Genomic DNA, 19,183 nt, shown 5'->3' with positions numbered 1-19,183 from the left:
GCGGCTAGGGTGATCCGGTGGCCAGCACGAAGAAACTCTTCGCCAAACTGCGGCGACGCGGTCCCTACCGTGTTCTGCGCGGTGACCTGGCCTTTGCCGGCCAACCGGGCATCGTCTACACACCGGCCTCCGGCTTCAATCTGCCCGGTGTGGCGTTCGCCCACGATTGGCTCACACCGGCACACAGCTACGAAGACACCTTGGAACATCTGGCGTCCTGGGGCATCGTCGCCGCCGCACCGGACACCGAAAAGGGGCTCGCGCCGTCGGTGCTGAACCTGGCGTACGACCTGGGCACCACACTCGACATCATCACCGGGGTCCGGCTCGGCCCCGGGCAGATCAGCGTCCATCCGAACAAGTTGGGGGTCGCCGGTCACGGATTCGGCGGGTCGGCGGCGGTCTTCGCCGCTGCCGGTGCCCCGTCCCGGGTCAAGGTCGTCGCACCGTTGTTCCCGTCCGTCACCGCACCACGGGCCGAGGAGCCGGCGGCCGGACTGACCGCCAAGGGCCTGGTCCTCACCGCCCCCGGTGACCAGATGACACTGCGATCCAATGCCGTCGAACTGGCCCGGGTCTGGAAATCCGGCACACTGCGCCTGGTCAGCGGGGGTGTAGCCGGCGGACTCGTGGAGGGTCGACGACTGGCCCGCGCCGTCGGCCTGCCCGGAGCCGACACCGGCACCCAGAAAACGGTGCGCGCCCTGCTGACCGGTTTCCTGCTGGCGGAGCTGGCAGGGAAGCGGGAGTACCAGGACTTCGCCGATCCTGAGGCCGTGCTGCCGAAAACCGAACCGGCCGACCTCACCGAGGACTCGGTTGATCTCGAGAGCAGGGTCGTGGCCCTCCTCAAGCCGTAGCACCGATCGCCAACCAACTGGTTGGGTGTATAACTCGTCTATGCGGACAGGCATCTTTCTCAACTACGCCGGCGGGTTTCGCGAAGCCGCCGAACAGGTCGCCCAGCTGGAGAAGGTCGGCATCGACATCGCGCTGGTGCCCGAGGCCTACTCGTATGACGCGATCAGCCAGGTGGGCTTTCTCGCGGCCAAAACCTCGACGATCGAGCTCGGCACCGGCGTCGTCCCGATCTACACCCGCACCCCCACCCTGCTGGGCATGACCGCCGCCGGCCTCGATTACGTCTCCGACGGGCGCTTCCGGCTGGGCATCGGCACCTCCGGACCCCAGGTGATGGAGGGCTTCCACGGCGTGCCCTTCGAGGCACCGATGGGCCGCACCCGCGAGGTGGTGGAGATCTGCCGGCAGGTGTGGCGCCGTGAGAAGCTCTCCTACGACGGCAAGCACTACCAGATACCACTACCCGAAGGACAGGGAACCGGACTGGGCAAGCCGCTGCGGCTGATCAATCATCCAGTGCGCGAACGTATCCCCATCACCATCGCAGCACTGGGTCCCAAGAATGTGCAGCTGACCGCCGAAATAGCCGAGGGCTGGCAACCGGTGTTCTACTACCCGGAGAAGGCCGACGACGTGTGGGGCGACTCGCTGCGGGCCGGCTTCGCCAAGCGTGACCCGGAGCTGGGCCCATTGGACATCATGGCTTCCGCCAGCCTGGCAATCGGCGATCACGTGGAGGATCGATTGTCATGGGCCAAACCACAATTGGCCCTCTACATCGGAGGCATGGGCGCCCGCGGCCAGAATTTCTACCACAAGCTGGCCACCCGCTACGGCTACGGCGCCGAGGCCGATCACATCCAAGACCTGTTCCTGGCCGGCCGCAAGCAGGAGGCGATCGACGCCGTGCCAGATGAGTTGGTGCGCAACGTATCCCTCATCGGACCGCGAAGCTTCGTCAAGGAACGCCTGGCCGCCTACGCCGAGGCGGGCGTCACCACCATGCTGGTGCATCCACTGGCCGCCGACGACCGTGAGGCGCTCGGCTTCGCCGAAGAACTGGTGGCCCTGACGGCCTGACCAACAGCTCCACAAGCGCCCCCGGCTCCGGAACCCTCCGGCCGGGGGCTTTTTGCATCCCACCCGCTGGTCATGTGATGCCAATCGCATGCCATTTCGTAAGTGATTGACACCACATCAACGACTGTATACATTCATGCAAGATCGTAGACAGGGAGAGCAGATGGCATACCAAAGCGCGGCCAGTCGCATCGCCGGGGAGCTGCGCGTCGAGATCTTGCATGGGCACATCGCCCCGGGGTCCCGACTGTCGCAGCTGAGCATCGCCGAACGATTCGGGGTCAGCCGGATCCCGGTCCGCGACGCACTCCAACTACTGGCCGGTGAAGGTCTGGTGCATCCGACCTCCAATGCCACCGCCGTCGTCACCGGTATGTCGGTACCCGAACTCCAGGAGCTCTACGAACTCCGGGAGGCTGTCGAACCATTGGCCACTCAGATCGCCGTTCCCAACGTGGGCCGAGCCGACATCCTCATGATGCGCAAGCAGATGTCGGTGATGGAAACCAGCAATGAGGCACCGGTCTGGCTGGCCGCCAACGCCGAATTCCATGCCGCCGTGTACAAGCGGGCGAGTCGGCCCCGAATGATCGAACTCGTCGAACAGCTGCGCCGGCTCACCGACCGCTACCTGTACATGCACCTGGAAGTCATCGGGCACACCGAGCATCTGCACGCCGAACACGCCGCCATCATGCGCGCCGTCGAGAGCGGGGACGCCGGACTGGCAGCCCGTCTCACCCAGGAACATCTGGCCACATCACACGACTTCATCCTGTCCTACCTATTGGAACACCCAACCGCGATCGGCGGCGATGACGTCATCACCTACCACGATCGCGGCAATGAACCCGCACCCAAGGCGACGAAGCCTCGGGGCGCTCGAGTGAAGGGAACACAATCGTGAATCGTCTGGGGCGCCGTCTCGCGGTAGCACTGATCGCGGCGGGAACTGCCGTCTCGATGTCCGGATGCGTTTCGCGGCCCGATTCCGGAGACAGCGGAGGCGGCGAAGGCGGCACCATCCGCTTCACCTTCGCGCCAGATCCGGTGTGGGACTTCATCAAAGATCAAGGGATCCTTGCCGAGATGGAGAAGGAATCCGGCATGAAGATCGACGCGTCGTCCACCTGGGACGAATTCGGCGTCTTCGCCGGCGGACACGCCGATATCGTGTCCTCGGCCTCCTATGAGGTTCCGGTCATCGAACAAGAAACCGGCCGGGACACCATCATCATCGGCAAGTACAACATGGACCGCAGCGTCATCATCGCCCGCGCCGACAACCCCGCCAACACCCTCGCCGACCTCAAGGGCGAAGACATCTCCGCATTCACCGCGGTCTCGGCCACCCTCGTCTGGGGCGCATACGCCAAGAAGCTGCATGACGTCGACTTCCGTTCCGGTGGTGGGGATTACAACATCATCGTGTCCGACCCACAACAGCAGGCCGACCTGGTCGAAAGAGGTGAGGTGGCCGCGTGCGTGTGCCTGCCCGAATTCGCCGCCCCCGGGCTGCGCAGCGGTGAGCTCAAGGTGCTCTACGACGGCAAGGCATCCTCGGACATGTACTCCGAACTCGTGGTCGCAGGCCACGAGGGGCCGATGATCAACGTCTTCCTCGCCGGAAACGAATGGGCTCAAGAAAACCCGGAGCAGGTCGAATTCTTCCTCGACGTGTGGCAGCGCGGTCTGGCGGAGTGGGAAGCCAACAAAGCCACCATCATCGAGACCTACCCCCAGCACTTCGCCGTGGAAGCACCTGAGGACATCGTATTCGTCCAGAACTACGTCGACGATCACGACTGGTTTGTCCGCGACATCCGGTTCGACCAGACCTGGGCCGACAACGAATCGCAGGTGTTCACGCTGCTGAAGGAAACCGGCTTCATGGAGCAGGAGCAGGCACTGCCCAAGTTCCGCCCATCTGAGCAGGGCGGCACTTCGTGACCGTGACCGCCGACCAATCCACAGACGCGACGAGCGCCCCCCAGGGAACTGGGGCGGCGCCCGCGCGCCCGCGGGCCGCAGCCGCCCGCCGAGTAGGGCTCCACCTCATCGGTTACGCCGTCCTGGTGGCGATCTGGTCGTTCTGCTCACTGGTGTTGTTCACCGAGTATGTGCTTCCGGCGCCCTGGACGGTGGGCGCGGAGATGTGGCACCTCGCCTCCGACGGCACCGCATTTGTCCAATTCGGTTCCAGTATCGTCAAGATCGCGCTCGGGTTCGCCATCGGCACGGTGATCGGCGTTCCCCTGGGCCTGCTGATGGGCCGGGTCAGATACCAGAAGTACTTCTGGCAGCAGCCGCTGCTGGTGCTGGGCAATGTCCCCGGCCTGGCCTTCGCGGTCTTTGCGTTGATCCTGTTCGGTATCGGCGCCGTCGGCCCCATCGTGGTCGTCGCCTTCGTGGCGTTGCCCTACGTCGCACTCAACGTGGCTCAGGGCGTCGAGGAAGTGGACCGCCGGCTGGTCGACATGAGCATGGTCTACGGGCTCGGCAGAGGTGAGATCGTCAAATCGGTCTTCCTGCCCTCGGTGATGCCGTTCCTGTTCGCCGCTCTGCGCTACGGCTTCGCCATGGCTTGGAAGGTCGAGGCCCTCACCGAGGTGTTCGGCGGCCGCAGCGGCATCGGATTCATGATTCGCCAGTCATACCAAGAGTTTTCAGTTGCCGGTGTCCTCGCCTGGACGGGATTCTTTGTGATCTTCATCCTGTTGATCGAACGAGTGTTCCTGGCCGGCCTGGAACGACGGTTCTTCGCATGGAGAGGGGGCCGCTGACATGAGCGCACCCGCAACAGAGCGTGCCGACACGGTCACCGCCCGCCGCTCGGGTCAGCCCACCTGGCTGACCGGCCCATTCGGGGCCAGCACCGCCGCCGCCCTACTGTTCCTGGTGATCTGGCAGCTGGTCGGCACGGTCAGCGCCCGAATCCCCGGCCCGGTCCCCGTCGTGCAGGCGGCGATGAACGAGATCGAGCGCGGCGAGTTCTTCTACAACTTCGTCATCAGCATGCAGCGCTTTGCGATCGGAATGCTGATCTCGATCGTTCTGGGCATCGCCATCGGTATCGCCATCGGCTCCTTCCGGGTCTTCGACGACCTGTTCGGTGACATCAACCTCGTCGGACTGGCCATCCCGGCAGTGATCTGGGCGTTGTTGTGCGCCATGTGGTTCGGCTTCGCGGATACCGCCCCGATCGTCACCGTCATCCTCTCGGCGGTACCCTTCGTGGTGGTCAACGTCGCCGCCGGCGCCAGATCGATACCACCGGCGCTGCTGGACATGTCGCAGTCCTACGGAGTGCCTCCGACCCGCCGGCTACGCCACGCCGTCCTTCCCGCGGTGACCGGCTACGTGGTCGCCGGTATCCGCTTCGGGGTGATGTCAGGCTGGAACGGTCTGCTGCTCTCCGAATGGTTCGGCTCCGCCGACGGCGTGGGGCACCGTGCCCGCTACTGGTACGACGCCAACCAACTGGCCGGCTTCGTCGCCTGGATCGCATTTTTCATCATCTTCATGGTGCTCACCGACCGGGTGTGCCTCGAGCGCCTGTCTCGGCGCGCATTCCGTTGGCGTGACGGCGAATCGAGCACCGGACAACCCGGCTCGGCCGCCGCGTAGGCATCCCCCGACTCAAGGAATCCTCATGGCAAACGTCATAGTCACCGATCTGCTCAAGGTGTTCGGTACCCCCACCGGACCGCAGACCGTCATCGATCACCTCAACTTCGAGATCGCCGACCGCTCATTTGTGTCTCTGGTCGGCCCCTCCGGGTGCGGAAAAACCACTCTGCTCAACATCATTGCCGGAATCGAACCCGCCAGCTCGGGCACCGTCAGGATCGGTGAGTCCGGTCAACAGGCCAAGCTGGCCTATGTTTTCCAGGAACCCCGGCTCCTGCCGTGGCGATCGATCTTCGACAACCTGATGTACGTACAGAAGGTCCGCGACGACGCCGCCAAGGAGCGGGTGCACGAGGCGCTCAAACGCGTCGGCCTCGGACATGCCGAAAAGAAGTGGCCCGGCCAACTCTCCGGCGGCCAGCAGCAGCGTGTCGGCATCGCCCGCGCACTGTCCATCGAGCCGCACGTACTGCTGATGGACGAACCGTTCAGCCACCTCGACGCGATCACCGCACGCGGACTGCGCGAGCACCTGCAAGAACTCTGGGCGCAGACCCGCAAGACCGTCGTCTTCGTCACCCACGACGTCAAGGAGGCAGCCGAACTCTCGGACCGGATCCTGATGCTCGCACCGGGCGGCACCATCCACGAGGACATCACCGTCGACCTGCCCCGCCCCCGCAAAGCCTCCAACGAAGAAGTGGCCGTGCTGGAGTCGTCGATCCTGCGGCGGTTCGAAGACCTCGAAGCCAGCTCGCGCCGACGCGCCACCACTCCCGCCAGTGCTTGATCACTGACCCACACCAGAAAGAAACCGAATGTCTGACCCGGTAATGACCTCTGCCGCTACCAATGGCGCTGTCGACGACAATCAGGTGCACGCGCTGCTCATCAACGGCGAGCATCGGCCTGGTCGCGGTGACGTCCTCGAGCTGATCAATCCCGCCACCGCGCAGGTGTTCGCCCGCTGCCACAGCGCCAGCATCGAGGACACCGACGACGCGGTGCGCTCCGCGCGCGCCGCCTTCGACTCCGGTGTGTGGTCCCGGATGCCGATCCACCAGCGCTCCCGCATCCTGAACAAGTTCGGTGATCTGCTGGAACGGGACATGCACAAGCTGTACCGCCTGGAGACCGACAACAACGGCCGGCCCATCACCGAGACCAAGGCTCAGATCACCCGGCTTCCGGAGTGGTACCGGTACAACGCGGCGCTGCTGCTGGCCGGCCGGGACTCCGTGGTGCCGATGTCGGGTCAGTACCACTCCTACACCTCCCGATTCCCGTTGGGAGTGGTCGCGACGCTGTCGTCGTTCAACCATCCACTGATGATCGCCTCCAAGAGCGTGGCCCCGGCTCTGGCCACCGGAAACAGTGTGGTGCTCAAACCTTCTGAGCAAACCCCTCTGACCGCACTGCTCATCGGTGAACTGGCGCTGGAGGCCGGGATCCCGCCCGGGGTGTTCAATGTCATTCCCGGGTTGGGCCCGGTCACCGGTGCCGGCCTCGCCGAACACCCGCTGGTCGACAAGGTGGTGTTCACCGGTGGAACCGAGGTGGGCCGGATCATCTCCGTGGCCACCGCGTCCCGATTCGCGAAATCCACCGTGGAGCTGGGCGGTAAGACCCCGGTGCTGGTGTTCGACGACGTTCCGACCGAGGTCTCCTCGCGGGGCGCAGCCTTCGGCGGCTTTGTCGGCGCGGGTCAGACGTGCATCGCCGGCACCAGGATCCTGGTGCAGGAAACGGTCTACGACGACTTCGTCGCCGGATTGGTGGCCCAAGCCGAACGTATCCGGGTCGGAGATCCCAGCCAGGCCGGTACCCAGCTGGGGCCGGTGATTTCGGAACGGGCCCGGCAGCGCATCCTGAACTACGTCGATATCGGTGTCGCCGAGGGCGCGACACTGGCCACCGGGGGCCACGCCGTCGATGTGCCGGGGCTGGACGGCTATTTTGTTGCCCCGACCGTGCTTTCGAACGTCACCAACCAGATGCGGGTCGCCCGCGAGGAGATCTTCGGCCCGGTCGTGGTGGTGATCCCGTTCCGTGACGAGCAGGACGCCATCGCAATCGCCAACGACTCACCGTACGGTCTGGGTTCGTCGATCTGGACACGTGATGTGTCCCGGGCGCACCGGGTGGCCTCCCAGCTGGAGCACGGCATCGTCTGGGTCAACGACCACCACCGGCTCGACCCCTGCTCACCGTGGGGTGGGGTGCGCGAGAGCGGCCACGGCCGCGAAGGCGGCACCGAGTCGTTCGACGAGTTCACCCACGTGCGGGCGGTCACCGTCCGCACCGCACCCGACGACGTTGACTGGTACGGCGGTATCGCACTGGAAAGGCTGAACTGACATGACTGCGACGCAAGAGATCTCGACGGCCCCCGGCCTGGTTTTCGAACGCGACGGCGCGGTGCTGACAGCACAGCTCGACAGCCCGGACGGCAACCTGATGACGATGGCGATGTGCGACGCCCTGTCGGCGGTATTGACCAATCCGCCCGCCGGGGTACATGTCCTGGTGTTGTCGGCTGCCGGTGACCGGTTCTGTATGGGCCGGGAACGCACGGCGGCCACTCCAGACGATCTGCCCGGTGAGGTGCGCAGGCTGATCGCGGTCAACGATGCGCTGGCAGCAACAGATTTGGTCACCGTGGCTCGGGTGCACGGTGATGCCGCCGGTTTCGGAGTGGGGTTGGCCGCGCTGTGCGACGTCGCGGTCGCCACGAGTGCCGCGCAGCTGAGCTTTCCCGAGGTGCGCATCAACCTGGCACCCGCCCTGGTGCTGGCTTGGCTGCCCAACATGGTGGGCCGCCGCGCCGCGTTCTGGCTGACAGCCAGCGGCGCACCGGTTTCCGGTGATGAGGCTGTGCGCCTGGGCTTGCTCAACGAAGTCACCGCCGATGTCGAAACCCTGGACAACGTAGTGGCTGCCCGAGTCGCAACATTGTTGGCCGCCCAACCACGGGTGCACACCGAGATCCGGGCGATGCTGCGGTCGGTGGAGTCCTTGTCGCAGGGGCAGGCCTACGAACTGGCCAGCGATCGACTGGTGCTGGGATCGTTGCGCCGCCTGCACACCCGGTGATCGAGGGCGCCGTCGCCGCGGTCCGGCACCTACCGGCGTGGCGGCGGCGTCACTCCCCCACCTGCGGAAGTTCGTCGGCGGCAATCTCGCATGGGGTCCGCGCCGGGTCGGCGGCCACGGGCAGGGCCGGGCCGTCTTCCGGGTGATCCAGCTCGGTCGGTGCCGCGGCCTCGGTTGATGCCGGGTCGCCACCGGGATCGGTGAGTTCGGCGTCCTGGCTATCCGGTCCGTCCAGTTCGTCCTGTTCCTCGGCTTCCTCGTCGGCAACCGCTTCATCGGCTTCCTCGTCAGCGGCTTCCTCACCGCTTTCTCGGTCGGAGGCTTCCTCGTCGGCTTCCTCATCGGCGGCTTCCTTCTCGGCAGCCGAGACATCCCCCGGCACCGTGCTGTCCCGAGCGGAATGCGGCGACCCGAGTTCCGGCGGTACCAGCGGCTCCAGGTTCGCAGCCCCCGGGAAGCCTTCCGGGGCGGCCGAGCCTGAACCGAGCAGCCCGCCGAGACTCTCGGCAAGGCGCGTGGGCGCCGCTGTCAGCGCCGACCCGAGTTCCGGCATCCCGGCCAACGGCATCCCGGTCGGCAGTGCGCCCATCGAATCTGGCTGAGCGACAGCAGGATCGACCATCGAACTCGGTGGCGGCGGAGCCGGTTCACCGGTCGGCGGGAGAACTGTCGCAGCCGGAACACCGCGCCCCACCGGAGCCATCGACACCGGATCCGCCGCTACCGGAGCCATCGACACTGAACCCGGCAACACCGGAGCCATCGACACTGCAGCCGGGGCGACGGCCCGGGGCCCCAGATCGCCGGGAACGTCGAACCGTGCGGGCGACCGCGTCGCCACGGCACCGACGGCCCCACGGTAGGCGTCATCGACTGCGGTCTCGGCGGCACGCATGGCCGCCACCCAGTCGCCACCGATCGCAGTCGCCACAAACGGCATGATCTCGGAATCCACGAGGCTGCCCGCGTCGCCGGAAGCATGGCCCACCAGCACCTCCCGCGCTGCCGCCAGCCACGGGGCACGTCGCGGCGCAGCCCGCCCGTCGATGTCGACCGCTGCGACCACCTTTGTCTCGACCGCGCGCCACAGCTCATCCCGAAGTCGTTCACAGCAAGCAGCTGCAGTATCGAGCGCGTCGACGACCTGTCTCGCCTGCTGCACCTGGCGGTCCAGGAAATCCCCGGCAACACGGCCACTTTCACCACTCCAGGCCGCCCCCAGGGCAGTCCGGAGTGTCTGCAGCAACGCCAACGCCTCCCCCGCCGAGCTGCCCGCCGCCCGCAATGCCGCAGAGTCGGCATCGAGGGCACGCAGATCCAGACCGTCTTCGGTGCCGTACCAGTCCCGGACCTGGGCGCCGTGCATCGTGAGGTCAGGATGGTGATAGCCACGCGAAGCGGCGGCGCGGACGTAGGTTTGCGTATCCTCCACTGCGCCAAGACCTTCGCTCAACCGGGCAGCCACATCGAACGTCATCGTCGGATCCGTTCTGCCGCAGCGTCGTCGGCGTCACGGAACCGGTGCGCCCCCACCCGCACCGCCGCACCGGTCTCCGCGGCGGCCCGAGCCCACATCAACAGATCGGCCAGCAGCGCGTCCACCGCACGGCGCAGTTCGGCGCCCTGGCGCACGTGCGCGCGACCCGCCACCGCGCCGTCGAAGACCAGTCGGGTGCGCGCGGCTCGTTCGATCAGGACAACAACGTCATCGAGTCGGTCGCTGACGGCCACAAGTGCGGTTACGTCAACGCCGGCGGCATACACATCTCCCATGCCCCACTCAGACGCACGGAAGACCGAACCGGTTCCGCCGGGGAAGCTAGTTGTGGTCGCTGACCGATTCCGCGACCCGGACGGCAAGCTGACGGGCGGTGTCCTCGTCGGCAGCTTCGACCATCACCCGAACCAGTTGTTCGGTACCGGAGGGCCGCAACAGGATTCGCCCGGTATCGCCGAGCTCCGCCTCTGCCTCCCGGACCGCGGTCTGCACACTCGGGGCGGCGGCGACCGTCGTCTTGTCGGTGACCTGGACATTGATCAGCACCTGCGGCAAGGTCTTCATCGGCGCGGCCAGCTCCGCCAGCGATTTCCCGGTCTGCGCCATCCGCGACATCAATCGCAGCCCGGTGACGATACCGTCGCCGGTGGTGCCGTAGGCGGGCAACACGATGTGGCCGGACTGCTCGCCACCAAGGCTGAACTCGCCTGAGCGTAGCTCCTCCAGCACATACCGGTCGCCGACGCCGGTGGTGCGCACCGTGATTCCGGCGTCACGCATCGCCAAATGCAGGCCCTGGTTACTCATCACGGTGGTGACCAGAGTGTTGGAGGCAAGCTCGCTGGCATCGAGCATGGCCAGCGCCAGGACCACCATGATGGCGTCACCGTCGATGACCTCACCTGCGGCATCGACCGCCAGGCACCGGTCAGCGTCGCCGTCGTGCGCCAGGCCCAGGTCAGCATGGTGTTCCCGCACCGCCGCGCGCAGCCCGTCCATGTGAGTGGAGCCACAGTCGGCGTTGATGTTGAGCCCGTTGGGTTCGGCGTTCATCGTGATGACATTGGCGCCCGCCGCCTGATAGGCGCGCGGTGCCGCCGCGAAGGCCGCTCCGTGGGCACAGTCAACCACCACCGTGATGCCGTCCAGCGGAGCCGAGGCGGCCTTACCGGCATGTCGAAGGTAGCGGTCCAGTGCATCCTCGGCGTCGAGAATCCGGCCGATATCCGCCCCCACCGGTCGCTCCACGGAACCCGCGGACACCAGTTCGGCGATACGGTCCTCGGTGGCGTCGTCGAGTTTGTGACCGCCCGGTCCGAACATCTTGATCCCGTTGTCGGGCATCGGGTTGTGCGAGGCGGAGATCATCACCCCAAAATCGGCGTCGTAAGCGCTGGTCAGATACGCCACCGCCGGCGTCGGCAGCACACCGACCCGCAGCGCGTCCACGCCCTCGCTGGCCAGGCCCGCGATGACCGCCGCTTCGAGCATCTCACCACTGGCACGGGGGTCACGACCGACGACGGCCAGCTGTCGCCTCCCCGGACCCACCCGGCCCAGGCGGCGTGCCGCAGCTGAACCGAGGGCAACTGCCAGCTCGGCGGTCAGGTCACGGTTGGCGACTCCGCGAACCCCGTCGGTACCGAAAAGTCGAGCCATGGACTCCAACTTCTCACACTTGGGGGCTTGTGAGCCAACCGCCGCACCGCCTGGCTGCCGAGGTCCGTCAGTTCTTCGAGGACATGTTGTCAGGAGCGGTCGGCAAGCTGTTGCCGATTTTGCCGCCGCCGGCCGGAATGTCCTGGGCGGGGTCCGACTTGATCAGAGCCTTTGTCCCCGGCACCACCGGTGATCCCTCGCCGACTCCCGGCAAATTCTGCACCAGCTCCACGGCGCCGCCCTGGGCCGTGCACGCCGTCTGCCTGCCGCCGGGTGAATTCACCCGAGCCACCACCGCACTCGCGGCTGCCTCCGGCATGGCGCACAGCTGGGTGACAGCTTGGGCGGCTTGCGCCCTGGGCACGTTGTCCATGGTCATCACGCCGCCCACGACGACGCTGATCATGCCGGCGGGCCCCGGGGGCGGCGGCGTAGGTGGCGTCGGTTGCGCCTGCGCCATACCCAGGCCTGCGGTGAGCAGCAGTGCTGCGCCCAATGCGGTGCCGAATGCTGCGGTTCTTGCGTACTTACCAACGATCTTCATTTGGGGGCACCTTCCAGTGCGCGTCGGGCGGACCGGGTAAGGGGCGCATGCCCTTACCTCTTTCAGTGCTACACCTCGGAAACGCGCCTGCCCACTCTGTGACCTGGAAAGGCAGGTCCTTCACAGACAACGCACCGCCCGCACCCAAACGGGCACGGGCGGTGCATCTGTCAGGCTCAGGCAGCCAGTCAGTTCATCGTCGGGTTGTTGGGCTCCGGCCTGGTCTCCCCCTCCGGAACCTGTGGCGGTTCGGCGGAACCGGCACCGGTGAGGTCGCCCTGGTTGCTCTCCTCGGAGCCTGTCGGTGCCGGTGCCGTGGACTCGCCGTCGACAGTGGCATTGGTACCGGGCACCACCGGCGACGGTTCCAGCGCCGCGACCGCATTCTGGGCCACGATCACCTCACCGGAGGTCTGCCCGGCACACGCCGTCTGGCTGACCCCGTTGGCGTCGACCTGGGTCGCCATGGCGCTCACCGCGGGTGCCGGTAGTGCACACATCTCGGCGACGGCCTGGCTGGCCTGCTCGATCGGCACGCTGTCCAGATAGTTCACGCCACCGACGACCACGGTCACCAGCCCGTCCGGACCCGGAGTCGGTGGTGGCGGGGTCGGCTCGGCCGTCGCGATGCCGATGCCTGCGGTGACAAGCAGTGAGCCACCGAATACGGCTGCTACTGCGCTTCTCGTGAAGTTCTTGCTGATCGACATCATCAGTTACCCCTTCCGTCGGTTCCTGGTGGTTCCAGTTACGCGATGTCGCGGTCAATCCATCTATCGCGGCCTCGGGGCGCACCCGAGCTGCGGTGTCCTACTCACAAACTGTTGACACGATGCGTGGACCTCAAACCCTGAACACAACCGCCGCCCGCATCCGGGGCGGATGCGGGCGGCGATCTGCGGTCCTGGGCGGGTGCCCTCAGTTGGCGCCGTGTGCACCCTCGGTGGTGGGCTGCTCCGCCGCACCGGCGCCGCTGGCGGTGCTTCCGGAGCCCTCCGACGAACCCGTCGGCGCCTCGGCGGCACCGGCACCCGAGGTGCCCTCCGCGGAGGTCCCGGACTCGGTACCCGGCACCACCGGCGAGGTCGTCGCGTTGCTCACATTCTGTGTCAGCACCAGGTCACCGCCGGGCAGACCGGTGCAGACCGTCCGGTTGACGCTCTGGGTGTCAACCTCGTCGACAAGCACGCTCACGTCGGTGGCTGCGGTGCCGCACAGTGCGGCGGTGGTACTGGCGGCAACGTCAGCCGGAACGTTCGACAGGATGGTGGTGTCGCCGACGGCGATGTCCACAGCGCCGTCCGGCGCCGCCACCGGCTCGGCTCCGGCAACACCGAGGCCAGCCGTGAACAGCAGCGCTCCCCCGAACAGGGTGCAGCCTGCGACCCGTTTGGAATCTGTCTTCAAATTCTTGCTGATGGCTTTCATCAGTGACCCCTTCCGTTTGGCGAAGTCGCGGTCCGGCAGAAGTTGCCCTGCCGGCGTCACTGAAACGCCCGCGGCTCCGGTTCCGAGGCTGCGCACCCCGAACCGGAAACACAACCTCGGCGCCGGCGATCACCGACAAAAGTGCGGCGCGCTAAGTAACTGCGTCAGCGTCGCCGCCGGGGACAGCACTGCGGGACTTTCCTGAAGTCAGCGTGTGCAACACCTCACACTGCAGGTGAAAGCCCCCACAAACGCCGAACGCCGAGCACGTTGACACGTGCTCGGCGTTCGGGTTGGGACGTAGATCAGCGCTTCGAGTACTGCGGCGCCTTACGGGCCTTCTTGAGGCCGTACTTCTTGCGTTCGATCGCACGCGGGTCACGAGTGAGGAAGCCGGCCTTCTTCAGTGCCGGGCGGTCCTCAGGTGTGACGAGAATCAGCGCACGGGCGATGGCCAGGCGCAGCGCGCCGGCCTGACCGGACGGTCCGCCACCATCGAGGTGAGCGTAGATGTCGAAGCTCTCAAGCCGGTCGACGGTCACCAGCGGAGCCTTGATCAGCTGCTGATGCACCTTGTTGGGGAAGTACCCCTCGAGGGTGCGGCCGTCGAGATCGAACTTGCCGGTGCCCGGTACCAGACGCACCCGGACAACGGCTTCCTTGCGGCGGCCGACAGTCTGGATGGGACGGTCGATGTAGATGGGCTCGCGTACTGCAGCCTCTTCGATGTACTCCACGTCTGCGCCGTCTTCGATCGCTGCGACCTCTTCGGCCACAACCTCATCGGCCACAACTTCGTCGGCGACGAAGTCTTCGGTGGTGTCGGTGGTGTCGGTCACTGGCTCACCTGCTTGATTTCGAACGGAATCGGCTGCTGGGCGGTGTGCGGGTGCTCGGCGCCCACATAGACGCGCAGCTTCTTCTGGATCTGGCGGGACAGCTTGTTGTGCGGCAGCATCCCGATGATCGCCCGCTCGACCACCCGGTCGGCGTTCTTCTGCATCTCGTCGCCCAGTGCGCGTGAGCGCAGACCGCCCGGGAAGCCCGAGTGGCGGTAGGCGAACTTGTTCTGGAGCTTGTCGCCGCTGATGGCGATCTTGTCTGCATTGATGACGATGACGAAGTCGCCACCATCAACATTCGGGGTGAATGTCGGCTTGTGCTTGCCGCGGAGCAGCTTGGCTGCTTCGACGGCGAGCCGGCCGAGCACCACATCCGTGGCGTCGATGACGTACCACGAATGGGTGGTGTCACCTGCCTTGGGCGTGTACGTAGGCACAGCGCTACCTTCTCTTCTCGGGCCCGTCACGGGCAGTGTGATCCCGGTTCTCACCAGGTGTCGGCCTGGCGTTGCGGTGACATTCCGGCGACCGACACTGACCCGGAAATGACATGTACTGCGCTACCGCACGCCGACCGAGCAGCATACGCGTAGCCGTCGGCGCAGGTCAAAACACGATCGGGCGGATCTGCCCTATCCTTGTCGAGTCGGGGCACCGAGCCGTCGCGTCAGGGCACCAAGGCATCCGCTCAGGGCACCGACAAGCACGGATCGGGAGTACGGGACCGCGAGATCGGCGGTGGCCAGATGGCAACAAGCTTGGTATGCCGGGCTTGCGGAACTGACCTGCGGGCACACGCCAGATTCTGCGACCAATGCGGCATACCGATCTCCGCGGCTGGTAGCCCCGCAAAATACAAGCAGGTCACCGTACTTTTCACCGATGTGGTGCGATCGATGGACCTGGCGGCCAGGGTCGATCTCGAGCGGTTGCGCGACATCATGACCCGGCTCTTCGAGCGGTCGGCGAGCGTCGTCCGCCGCTATGGCGGCACCATGGAGCACACCGGCGACGGCGTGATGGCCCTGTTCGGCGCCCCTGTCGCGGTCGAGGATCACGCCTTTCGGGCGTGCCTGGCGGCCCTGGACATCCAGCAGGAGACGAACCGGCTGGCCACCGAGATCGACCTCCCGCCTGACGTTTTGTTGCAGGTTCGAGTGGGGCTGAACTCGGGCTTGGTGATCGCCGGCGATGTCGGCTCAGGGGCTCTCGGGTACACGGCGACGGGCGAGACCATCGGGTTTGCACAACGGATGGAATCAGTGGCGCCCGCGGGCGGGATCGTGCTGTCGGAGACGACCGCACGGCTCGTCGAAGACACCGCGATCCTGGCTGCGCCGCACTGGGTGCACATCAAGGGTTCCGACAAACCGGTGTGCGTGCGCCGACTGGAGGCGATGAGCGCCAAGCTGGGCCCAGTGCACCGCGCCGAGGTGAGCTTGGTCGGCCGGCGCTGGGAGATGGCGACGCTCGACGCGATCATGAACCGTGCCATCAGCGGCCACGGCGGTGTGATCCACGTGTCAGGACCACCGGGCATCGGCAAGAGCCGGATCGCCCGCGAGGCTGCGTCCCGAGCTGCCGGCCGCGGAGTCGCGGTGTACTGGACGTTCTGTGAGTCGCATGCCCAACAGATCCCGTTCCATACGGTGACGGGCCTGCTCCGGTCCCGGCTGGGCATCAGCCGCCTGCCGGCCGACGCCGCCCGGGACCGTGCGCGGGCACAGGCGCCGGGAGCCGATCCGCAAGATCTATTGGTGCTCGACGATCTGTTGGGTATCGGCGACCCGGCAACACCACCGCCGCAGATCGACCCTGACGCCCGGCGAAGGCGGCTGGCGGCAGTCCTCAAGACCATGACGGTGGCGCGGACCCAGCCGGCACTCGTCATCGTGGAGGACGCGCAGTGGATCGACGCTGTCAGTGACTCGATGGTGGCGGACTTCCTCGCGGACTCTCCAGAGACCCCATCTCTGATACTGGTCACCTCCCGCCCTGACTATGCGGGAGCGCTCACCCGGATGCGCGACGCGCAGGCGATAACGCTTGCCCCACTGTCGAATTCCGATGTCTTTGCCATGGTCACCGAACTGGTGGGCTCGGACCTCACCCTCGGAGAACTCCCGGCGACCATCGTCGACCGGGCGGGCGGGAACCCGTTCTTTGCCGAGGAGATGGTGCGTGAATTGGCGCAACGGGGTGTGCTCTCCGGAGCGCGCGGCGCGTATCTCTGCCACCACGATGTCACCGAGGTGAGCGTGCCGGCCACCGTGCAGACCGCCATCGAAGCCCGGATCGACCGCCTTGACGCCCGCAGCAAGCGAACATTGAACGCGGCGGCGGTGATCGGGGCACGGTTCGAGGCCGAGCTGGTGACCGCGGTGCGAGTCGACGCGGCCTTTGATGATCTGATCGACGCCGAACTGATCGATCAAGTGAGCTGCACCAGCAAACTGGAGTTCACGTTCCACCACCCGCTGATCCGCGCGGTCGCCTACGAATCCCAGCTGAAATCCGATCGCGCCCACTGGCACCGACAACTCGCAGCGGCCATCGAGGAGCGGGCCCCGGCCATGGCCGAGGACAACGCTGCGCTGATCGCAGGCCATCTCGAGGCTGCCGGAGACATGCATGCCGCCTACAGCTGGCACATGCGGGCCGCCGCCTCGTTGACCAACCGTGATCTGGATGCGGCGCGGCTCAGTTGGGAACGGGCTCGCTGCATCGCCGACGCGCTGCCCGCCGACGACCCCAATCACCTGGCGATGTGCATCGCCCCCCGCACCATGTTGTGTGTCACCGACTGGCACCCGCTGCGGGAAAGCCCGGACAGCTTCGCCGAACTGCGGGCACTGTGCGAGGCGGCCGGAGACAACGAATCGTTGGCCGTCGCGATGACAGGTCCGGCCACCGTGCTCCTCTATACCGGCCGGTCACGGGAGGGATCGCAAGTGTCGTCCGAACAGATGGTGCTGCTGGACTCCCTGGGCGACCCGGCACCGCTGATGGGGTTGGCTTTCATCGCCTTTGCCAACTGGTGCGACAGCGGTGAAGCCGGCCAGATCCTGCGGTGGTCACAGACCGTCATCGACCTGGCCGACGGCGACTCCACCAAAGGCGGAGACTTCGGTCTGGACTCACCGCTGGCGGTCGCGTTGGCCTGGCGGGGTTACGCCCGGTGGTGGCTGGGCCGTTCCGGCTGGCGCCACGATATCGAGGACGCCCTTGCGATAGCCCGGAGCAGCTGCAGCCCCACGACTCTGTCTGCCGTTGTCGCCTGGACGTATGGATTGGCGATCCAGTACGGGGTGCTCCGCTGTGATAACAACGCGCTGCGCACGGCCGAAGCATCGGTGCACGCCGCTGCGGGGTCCAGTAACGATGTCGCGCTGCGCCTGGCCGAATACACCCTCGGTGTGGCACTCCTGAACCGCGATGCGCCGGCCGACCGGGGGTGCGGCTTGTCGCTGATGGCACCGCTGCGAGACTGGTTCCTGGAGCACTCCACTTTCCTGGTTCCGGTTGTCGAATTATGGTGCGCTCGAGAACAATCCAGACAAGACCTCGATGGGGCCCTGCCGGCGATGCGCCGGGCTGTCGACGAGCTACACGACTGCAACCGGCTCGGGTACGCCGTGTGGGGCTTCGGCGTCCTGACCGAGACCCTGTTGGAGCGCGGCACGGCAGCCGATGTGGCCGAAGCCGAACAGGCGATCGACCGGTTGACAGCACTGCGCGCTGACCGGCCCGCAGCGGCCCGCGAGATGACCCTGCTGCGGCTGCACGCGCTACTGGCCCGCGCCCAGGGTGAGGCAGCGCTCTACCGAAAGATTGCAAACCGGTATCACTTGCGCGCGAAATCGCTGGCCTTCGAGGGGCATCTGGCAGCGGCGGAGGCGATGCTCGCCGATTGTCAGTAGTACCCGCCGCGCCGGGCGGCCGTATCCCGACGGTGCGGGGTCACAGCCGGTACATCTCGCGCGCCATCGCCGCCTTCTCGAGAAACATGGCCCGCCGCGGCGGGTAGTGCCGGGGGACCTTGGTCGACTCTTGCGCCGGAGCGGGCTCCGGTACCGGAGCACTGGTCGCTGCCGGAACTGGTGCCGTCTGCCCGGGATCGTCCTGGACAACCGGCGCAACGCCGGGTCTTGTTGCCAACTCGGTCATTTCGCACCTCCCTACGGTGCCGTGACCGATCCATCATCACGTAGCCGCGGCAGTCGCGGCGTCAGTAGTGCACTACCGCAGTTTTCGGCTCACCCCAGTCGCGAGCGCAGAACCAGGGCGCCGAGCTGCTCGCGGTCGGTGAGTCCGGTCTTCAACATGGCCCGGTAGAGGTGGCTCTCCACGGTGCGCACCGACAGCGTCAGCGCCTCGGCGATGGCCCGATTGGACAGTCCCCGGCCCACCAAGGTCGCCACCTCGGACTCGCGACGGGTCAGCGGTAACCGTTGTGACGCCAACAGCAGCGCAGGTGTCGTCGCCCCGCCGCACCGCTGCGCCAGGGTCTCGGCCCGCGCCGAGCTGCTCAACGCCGAACCCCGCCGG

Annotated in this window: 20 protein-coding genes; 10 read left to right on the top strand and 10 right to left on the bottom strand. The window is 66.5% G+C overall.

The window, feature by feature from the left end:
* Positions 1-17: 17 nt before the first annotated feature.
* From WBB07_RS15790 to WBB07_RS15750, 9 genes are all read left to right on the top strand, one after another.
* Positions 18-860, top strand: coding sequence for a dienelactone hydrolase family protein (locus WBB07_RS15790; RefSeq protein WP_526309295.1), 843 nt, complete (start codon positions 18-20; stop codon positions 858-860).
* A 40-nt stretch (positions 861-900) separates the two neighbouring features.
* Positions 901-1,941 (top strand): LLM class F420-dependent oxidoreductase, encoded by a 1,041-nt coding sequence (locus WBB07_RS15785; RefSeq protein ID WP_526309293.1) that lies wholly within the window; start codon positions 901-903, stop codon positions 1,939-1,941.
* Positions 1,942-2,104: 163 nt separating this feature from the next.
* Positions 2,105-2,848, top strand: a complete 744-nt coding sequence (locus tag WBB07_RS15780; RefSeq protein WP_526309291.1) for a GntR family transcriptional regulator — start codon at positions 2,105-2,107, stop codon at positions 2,846-2,848.
* A complete protein-coding gene (locus tag WBB07_RS15775; protein ID WP_526309289.1) occupies positions 2,845-3,891 on the top strand; it encodes an ABC transporter substrate-binding protein in 1,047 nt (348 codons plus the stop codon). Before WBB07_RS15780 ends, WBB07_RS15775 begins: the two co-directional genes overlap by 4 nt.
* On the top strand, positions 3,888-4,724 hold the full coding sequence (locus WBB07_RS15770) for an ABC transporter permease (RefSeq protein WP_526309287.1): 837 nt from the start codon (positions 3,888-3,890) through the stop codon (positions 4,722-4,724). Before WBB07_RS15775 ends, WBB07_RS15770 begins: the two co-directional genes overlap by 4 nt.
* Position 4,725: 1 nt before the next feature.
* Positions 4,726-5,568: an ABC transporter permease gene (locus WBB07_RS15765; RefSeq protein WP_526309285.1), complete on the top strand. Its 843-nt coding sequence runs from the start codon at positions 4,726-4,728 to the stop codon at positions 5,566-5,568.
* Between the two features lie 25 nt (positions 5,569-5,593).
* Positions 5,594-6,361, top strand: a complete 768-nt coding sequence (locus WBB07_RS15760; protein ID WP_526309283.1) for an ABC transporter ATP-binding protein — start codon at positions 5,594-5,596, stop codon at positions 6,359-6,361.
* 28 nt (positions 6,362-6,389) lie between these two features.
* Positions 6,390-7,928: an aldehyde dehydrogenase gene (locus WBB07_RS15755; RefSeq protein WP_526309281.1), complete on the top strand. Its 1,539-nt coding sequence runs from the start codon at positions 6,390-6,392 to the stop codon at positions 7,926-7,928.
* A gap of 1 nt (position 7,929) precedes the next feature.
* Entirely contained in the window at positions 7,930-8,664 is a 735-nt protein-coding gene (locus tag WBB07_RS15750) for an enoyl-CoA hydratase/isomerase family protein (protein WP_526309279.1), read from the top strand.
* A 49-nt stretch (positions 8,665-8,713) separates the two neighbouring features.
* Here WBB07_RS15750 and WBB07_RS15745 read toward each other — a convergent pair whose 3' ends face one another.
* The 8 genes from WBB07_RS15745 to rplM all read right to left on the bottom strand — a co-directional run bounded on the left by WBB07_RS15745 (position 8,714) and on the right by rplM (position 15,072).
* Entirely contained in the window at positions 8,714-10,096 is a 1,383-nt protein-coding gene (locus WBB07_RS15745; protein WP_526309277.1) for a hypothetical protein, read from the bottom strand.
* Positions 10,097-10,137: 41 nt separating this feature from the next.
* Positions 10,138-10,437 carry an ESX-1 secretion-associated protein gene (locus WBB07_RS15740; RefSeq protein ID WP_526309275.1) on the bottom strand — a complete coding sequence of 100 codons (300 nt, stop codon included), beginning with the start codon at positions 10,435-10,437 and terminating at the stop codon, positions 10,138-10,140.
* 46 nt (positions 10,438-10,483) lie between these two features.
* Positions 10,484-11,821 carry a phosphoglucosamine mutase gene (glmM, locus tag WBB07_RS15735; RefSeq protein WP_526309273.1) on the bottom strand — a complete coding sequence of 446 codons (1,338 nt, stop codon included), beginning with the start codon at positions 11,819-11,821 and terminating at the stop codon, positions 10,484-10,486.
* A 67-nt stretch (positions 11,822-11,888) separates the two neighbouring features.
* The gene (locus WBB07_RS15730) at positions 11,889-12,365 is read right to left on the bottom strand and encodes a hypothetical protein (RefSeq protein WP_526309271.1); all 477 of its coding nucleotides are present in this window, start codon (positions 12,363-12,365) and stop codon (positions 11,889-11,891) included.
* Positions 12,366-12,553: 188 nt separating this feature from the next.
* Positions 12,554-13,078: a hypothetical protein gene (locus tag WBB07_RS15725; RefSeq protein ID WP_526309269.1), complete on the bottom strand. Its 525-nt coding sequence runs from the start codon at positions 13,076-13,078 to the stop codon at positions 12,554-12,556.
* A 205-nt stretch (positions 13,079-13,283) separates the two neighbouring features.
* Positions 13,284-13,793, bottom strand: coding sequence for a hypothetical protein (locus tag WBB07_RS15720; protein ID WP_526309267.1), 510 nt, complete (start codon positions 13,791-13,793; stop codon positions 13,284-13,286).
* Positions 13,794-14,098: 305 nt separating this feature from the next.
* Positions 14,099-14,530, bottom strand: coding sequence for a 30S ribosomal protein S9 (gene rpsI, locus WBB07_RS15715; RefSeq protein WP_526309401.1), 432 nt, complete (start codon positions 14,528-14,530; stop codon positions 14,099-14,101).
* A gap of 98 nt (positions 14,531-14,628) precedes the next feature.
* Complete coding sequence (gene rplM, locus WBB07_RS15710; RefSeq protein ID WP_526309265.1) at positions 14,629-15,072, bottom strand: 50S ribosomal protein L13; 444 nt, start codon at positions 15,070-15,072, stop codon at positions 14,629-14,631.
* 201 nt (positions 15,073-15,273) lie between these two features.
* Between rplM and WBB07_RS15705 the strand changes: the two genes are divergently transcribed.
* The gene (locus WBB07_RS15705) at positions 15,274-18,555 is read left to right on the top strand and encodes an ATP-binding protein (RefSeq protein WP_526309263.1); all 3,282 of its coding nucleotides are present in this window, start codon (positions 15,274-15,276) and stop codon (positions 18,553-18,555) included.
* 40 nt (positions 18,556-18,595) lie between these two features.
* Here WBB07_RS15705 and WBB07_RS15700 read toward each other — a convergent pair whose 3' ends face one another.
* Positions 18,596-18,802, bottom strand: coding sequence for a hypothetical protein (locus WBB07_RS15700; protein WP_526309261.1), 207 nt, complete (start codon positions 18,800-18,802; stop codon positions 18,596-18,598).
* 89 nt (positions 18,803-18,891) lie between these two features.
* Positions 18,892-19,183: response regulator transcription factor (locus WBB07_RS15695; protein WP_526309259.1), on the bottom strand; the 292-nt coding region annotated here is incomplete at its 5' end.

The organism is Mycobacterium sp. (assembly GCF_049647605.1).
Classification (GTDB): domain Bacteria; phylum Actinomycetota; class Actinomycetes; order Mycobacteriales; family Mycobacteriaceae; genus Mycobacterium.
Note: the sequence above shows the minus strand (reverse complement) of the source record. Positions and strands in the feature narration are given on the sequence as shown.

Bases quoted from the DNA above. Each gene is read 5' to 3' on its own strand.
- WBB07_RS15760 (WP_526309283.1), top strand. From the start codon at position 5,594: ATGGCAAACGTCATAGTCACCGATCTGCTCAAGGTGTTCGGTACCCCC.
- WBB07_RS15740 (WP_526309275.1), bottom strand. From the start codon at position 10,437: ATGGGAGATGTGTATGCCGCCGGCGTTGACGTAACCGCACTTGTGGCC.
- WBB07_RS15755 (WP_526309281.1), top strand. From the start codon at position 6,390: ATGTCTGACCCGGTAATGACCTCTGCCGCTACCAATGGCGCTGTCGAC.
- glmM (WP_526309273.1), bottom strand. From the start codon at position 11,821: ATGGCTCGACTTTTCGGTACCGACGGGGTTCGCGGAGTCGCCAACCGT.
- WBB07_RS15720 (WP_526309267.1), bottom strand. From the start codon at position 13,793: ATGAAAGCCATCAGCAAGAATTTGAAGACAGATTCCAAACGGGTCGCA.
- WBB07_RS15765 (WP_526309285.1), top strand. From the start codon at position 4,726: ATGAGCGCACCCGCAACAGAGCGTGCCGACACGGTCACCGCCCGCCGC.
- WBB07_RS15725 (WP_526309269.1), bottom strand. From the start codon at position 13,078: ATGATGTCGATCAGCAAGAACTTCACGAGAAGCGCAGTAGCAGCCGTA.
- WBB07_RS15700 (WP_526309261.1), bottom strand. From the start codon at position 18,802: ATGACCGAGTTGGCAACAAGACCCGGCGTTGCGCCGGTTGTCCAGGAC.
- WBB07_RS15750 (WP_526309279.1), top strand. From the start codon at position 7,930: ATGACTGCGACGCAAGAGATCTCGACGGCCCCCGGCCTGGTTTTCGAA.
- WBB07_RS15730 (WP_526309271.1), bottom strand. From the start codon at position 12,365: ATGAAGATCGTTGGTAAGTACGCAAGAACCGCAGCATTCGGCACCGCA.
- WBB07_RS15785 (WP_526309293.1), top strand. From the start codon at position 901: ATGCGGACAGGCATCTTTCTCAACTACGCCGGCGGGTTTCGCGAAGCC.
- WBB07_RS15780 (WP_526309291.1), top strand. From the start codon at position 2,105: ATGGCATACCAAAGCGCGGCCAGTCGCATCGCCGGGGAGCTGCGCGTC.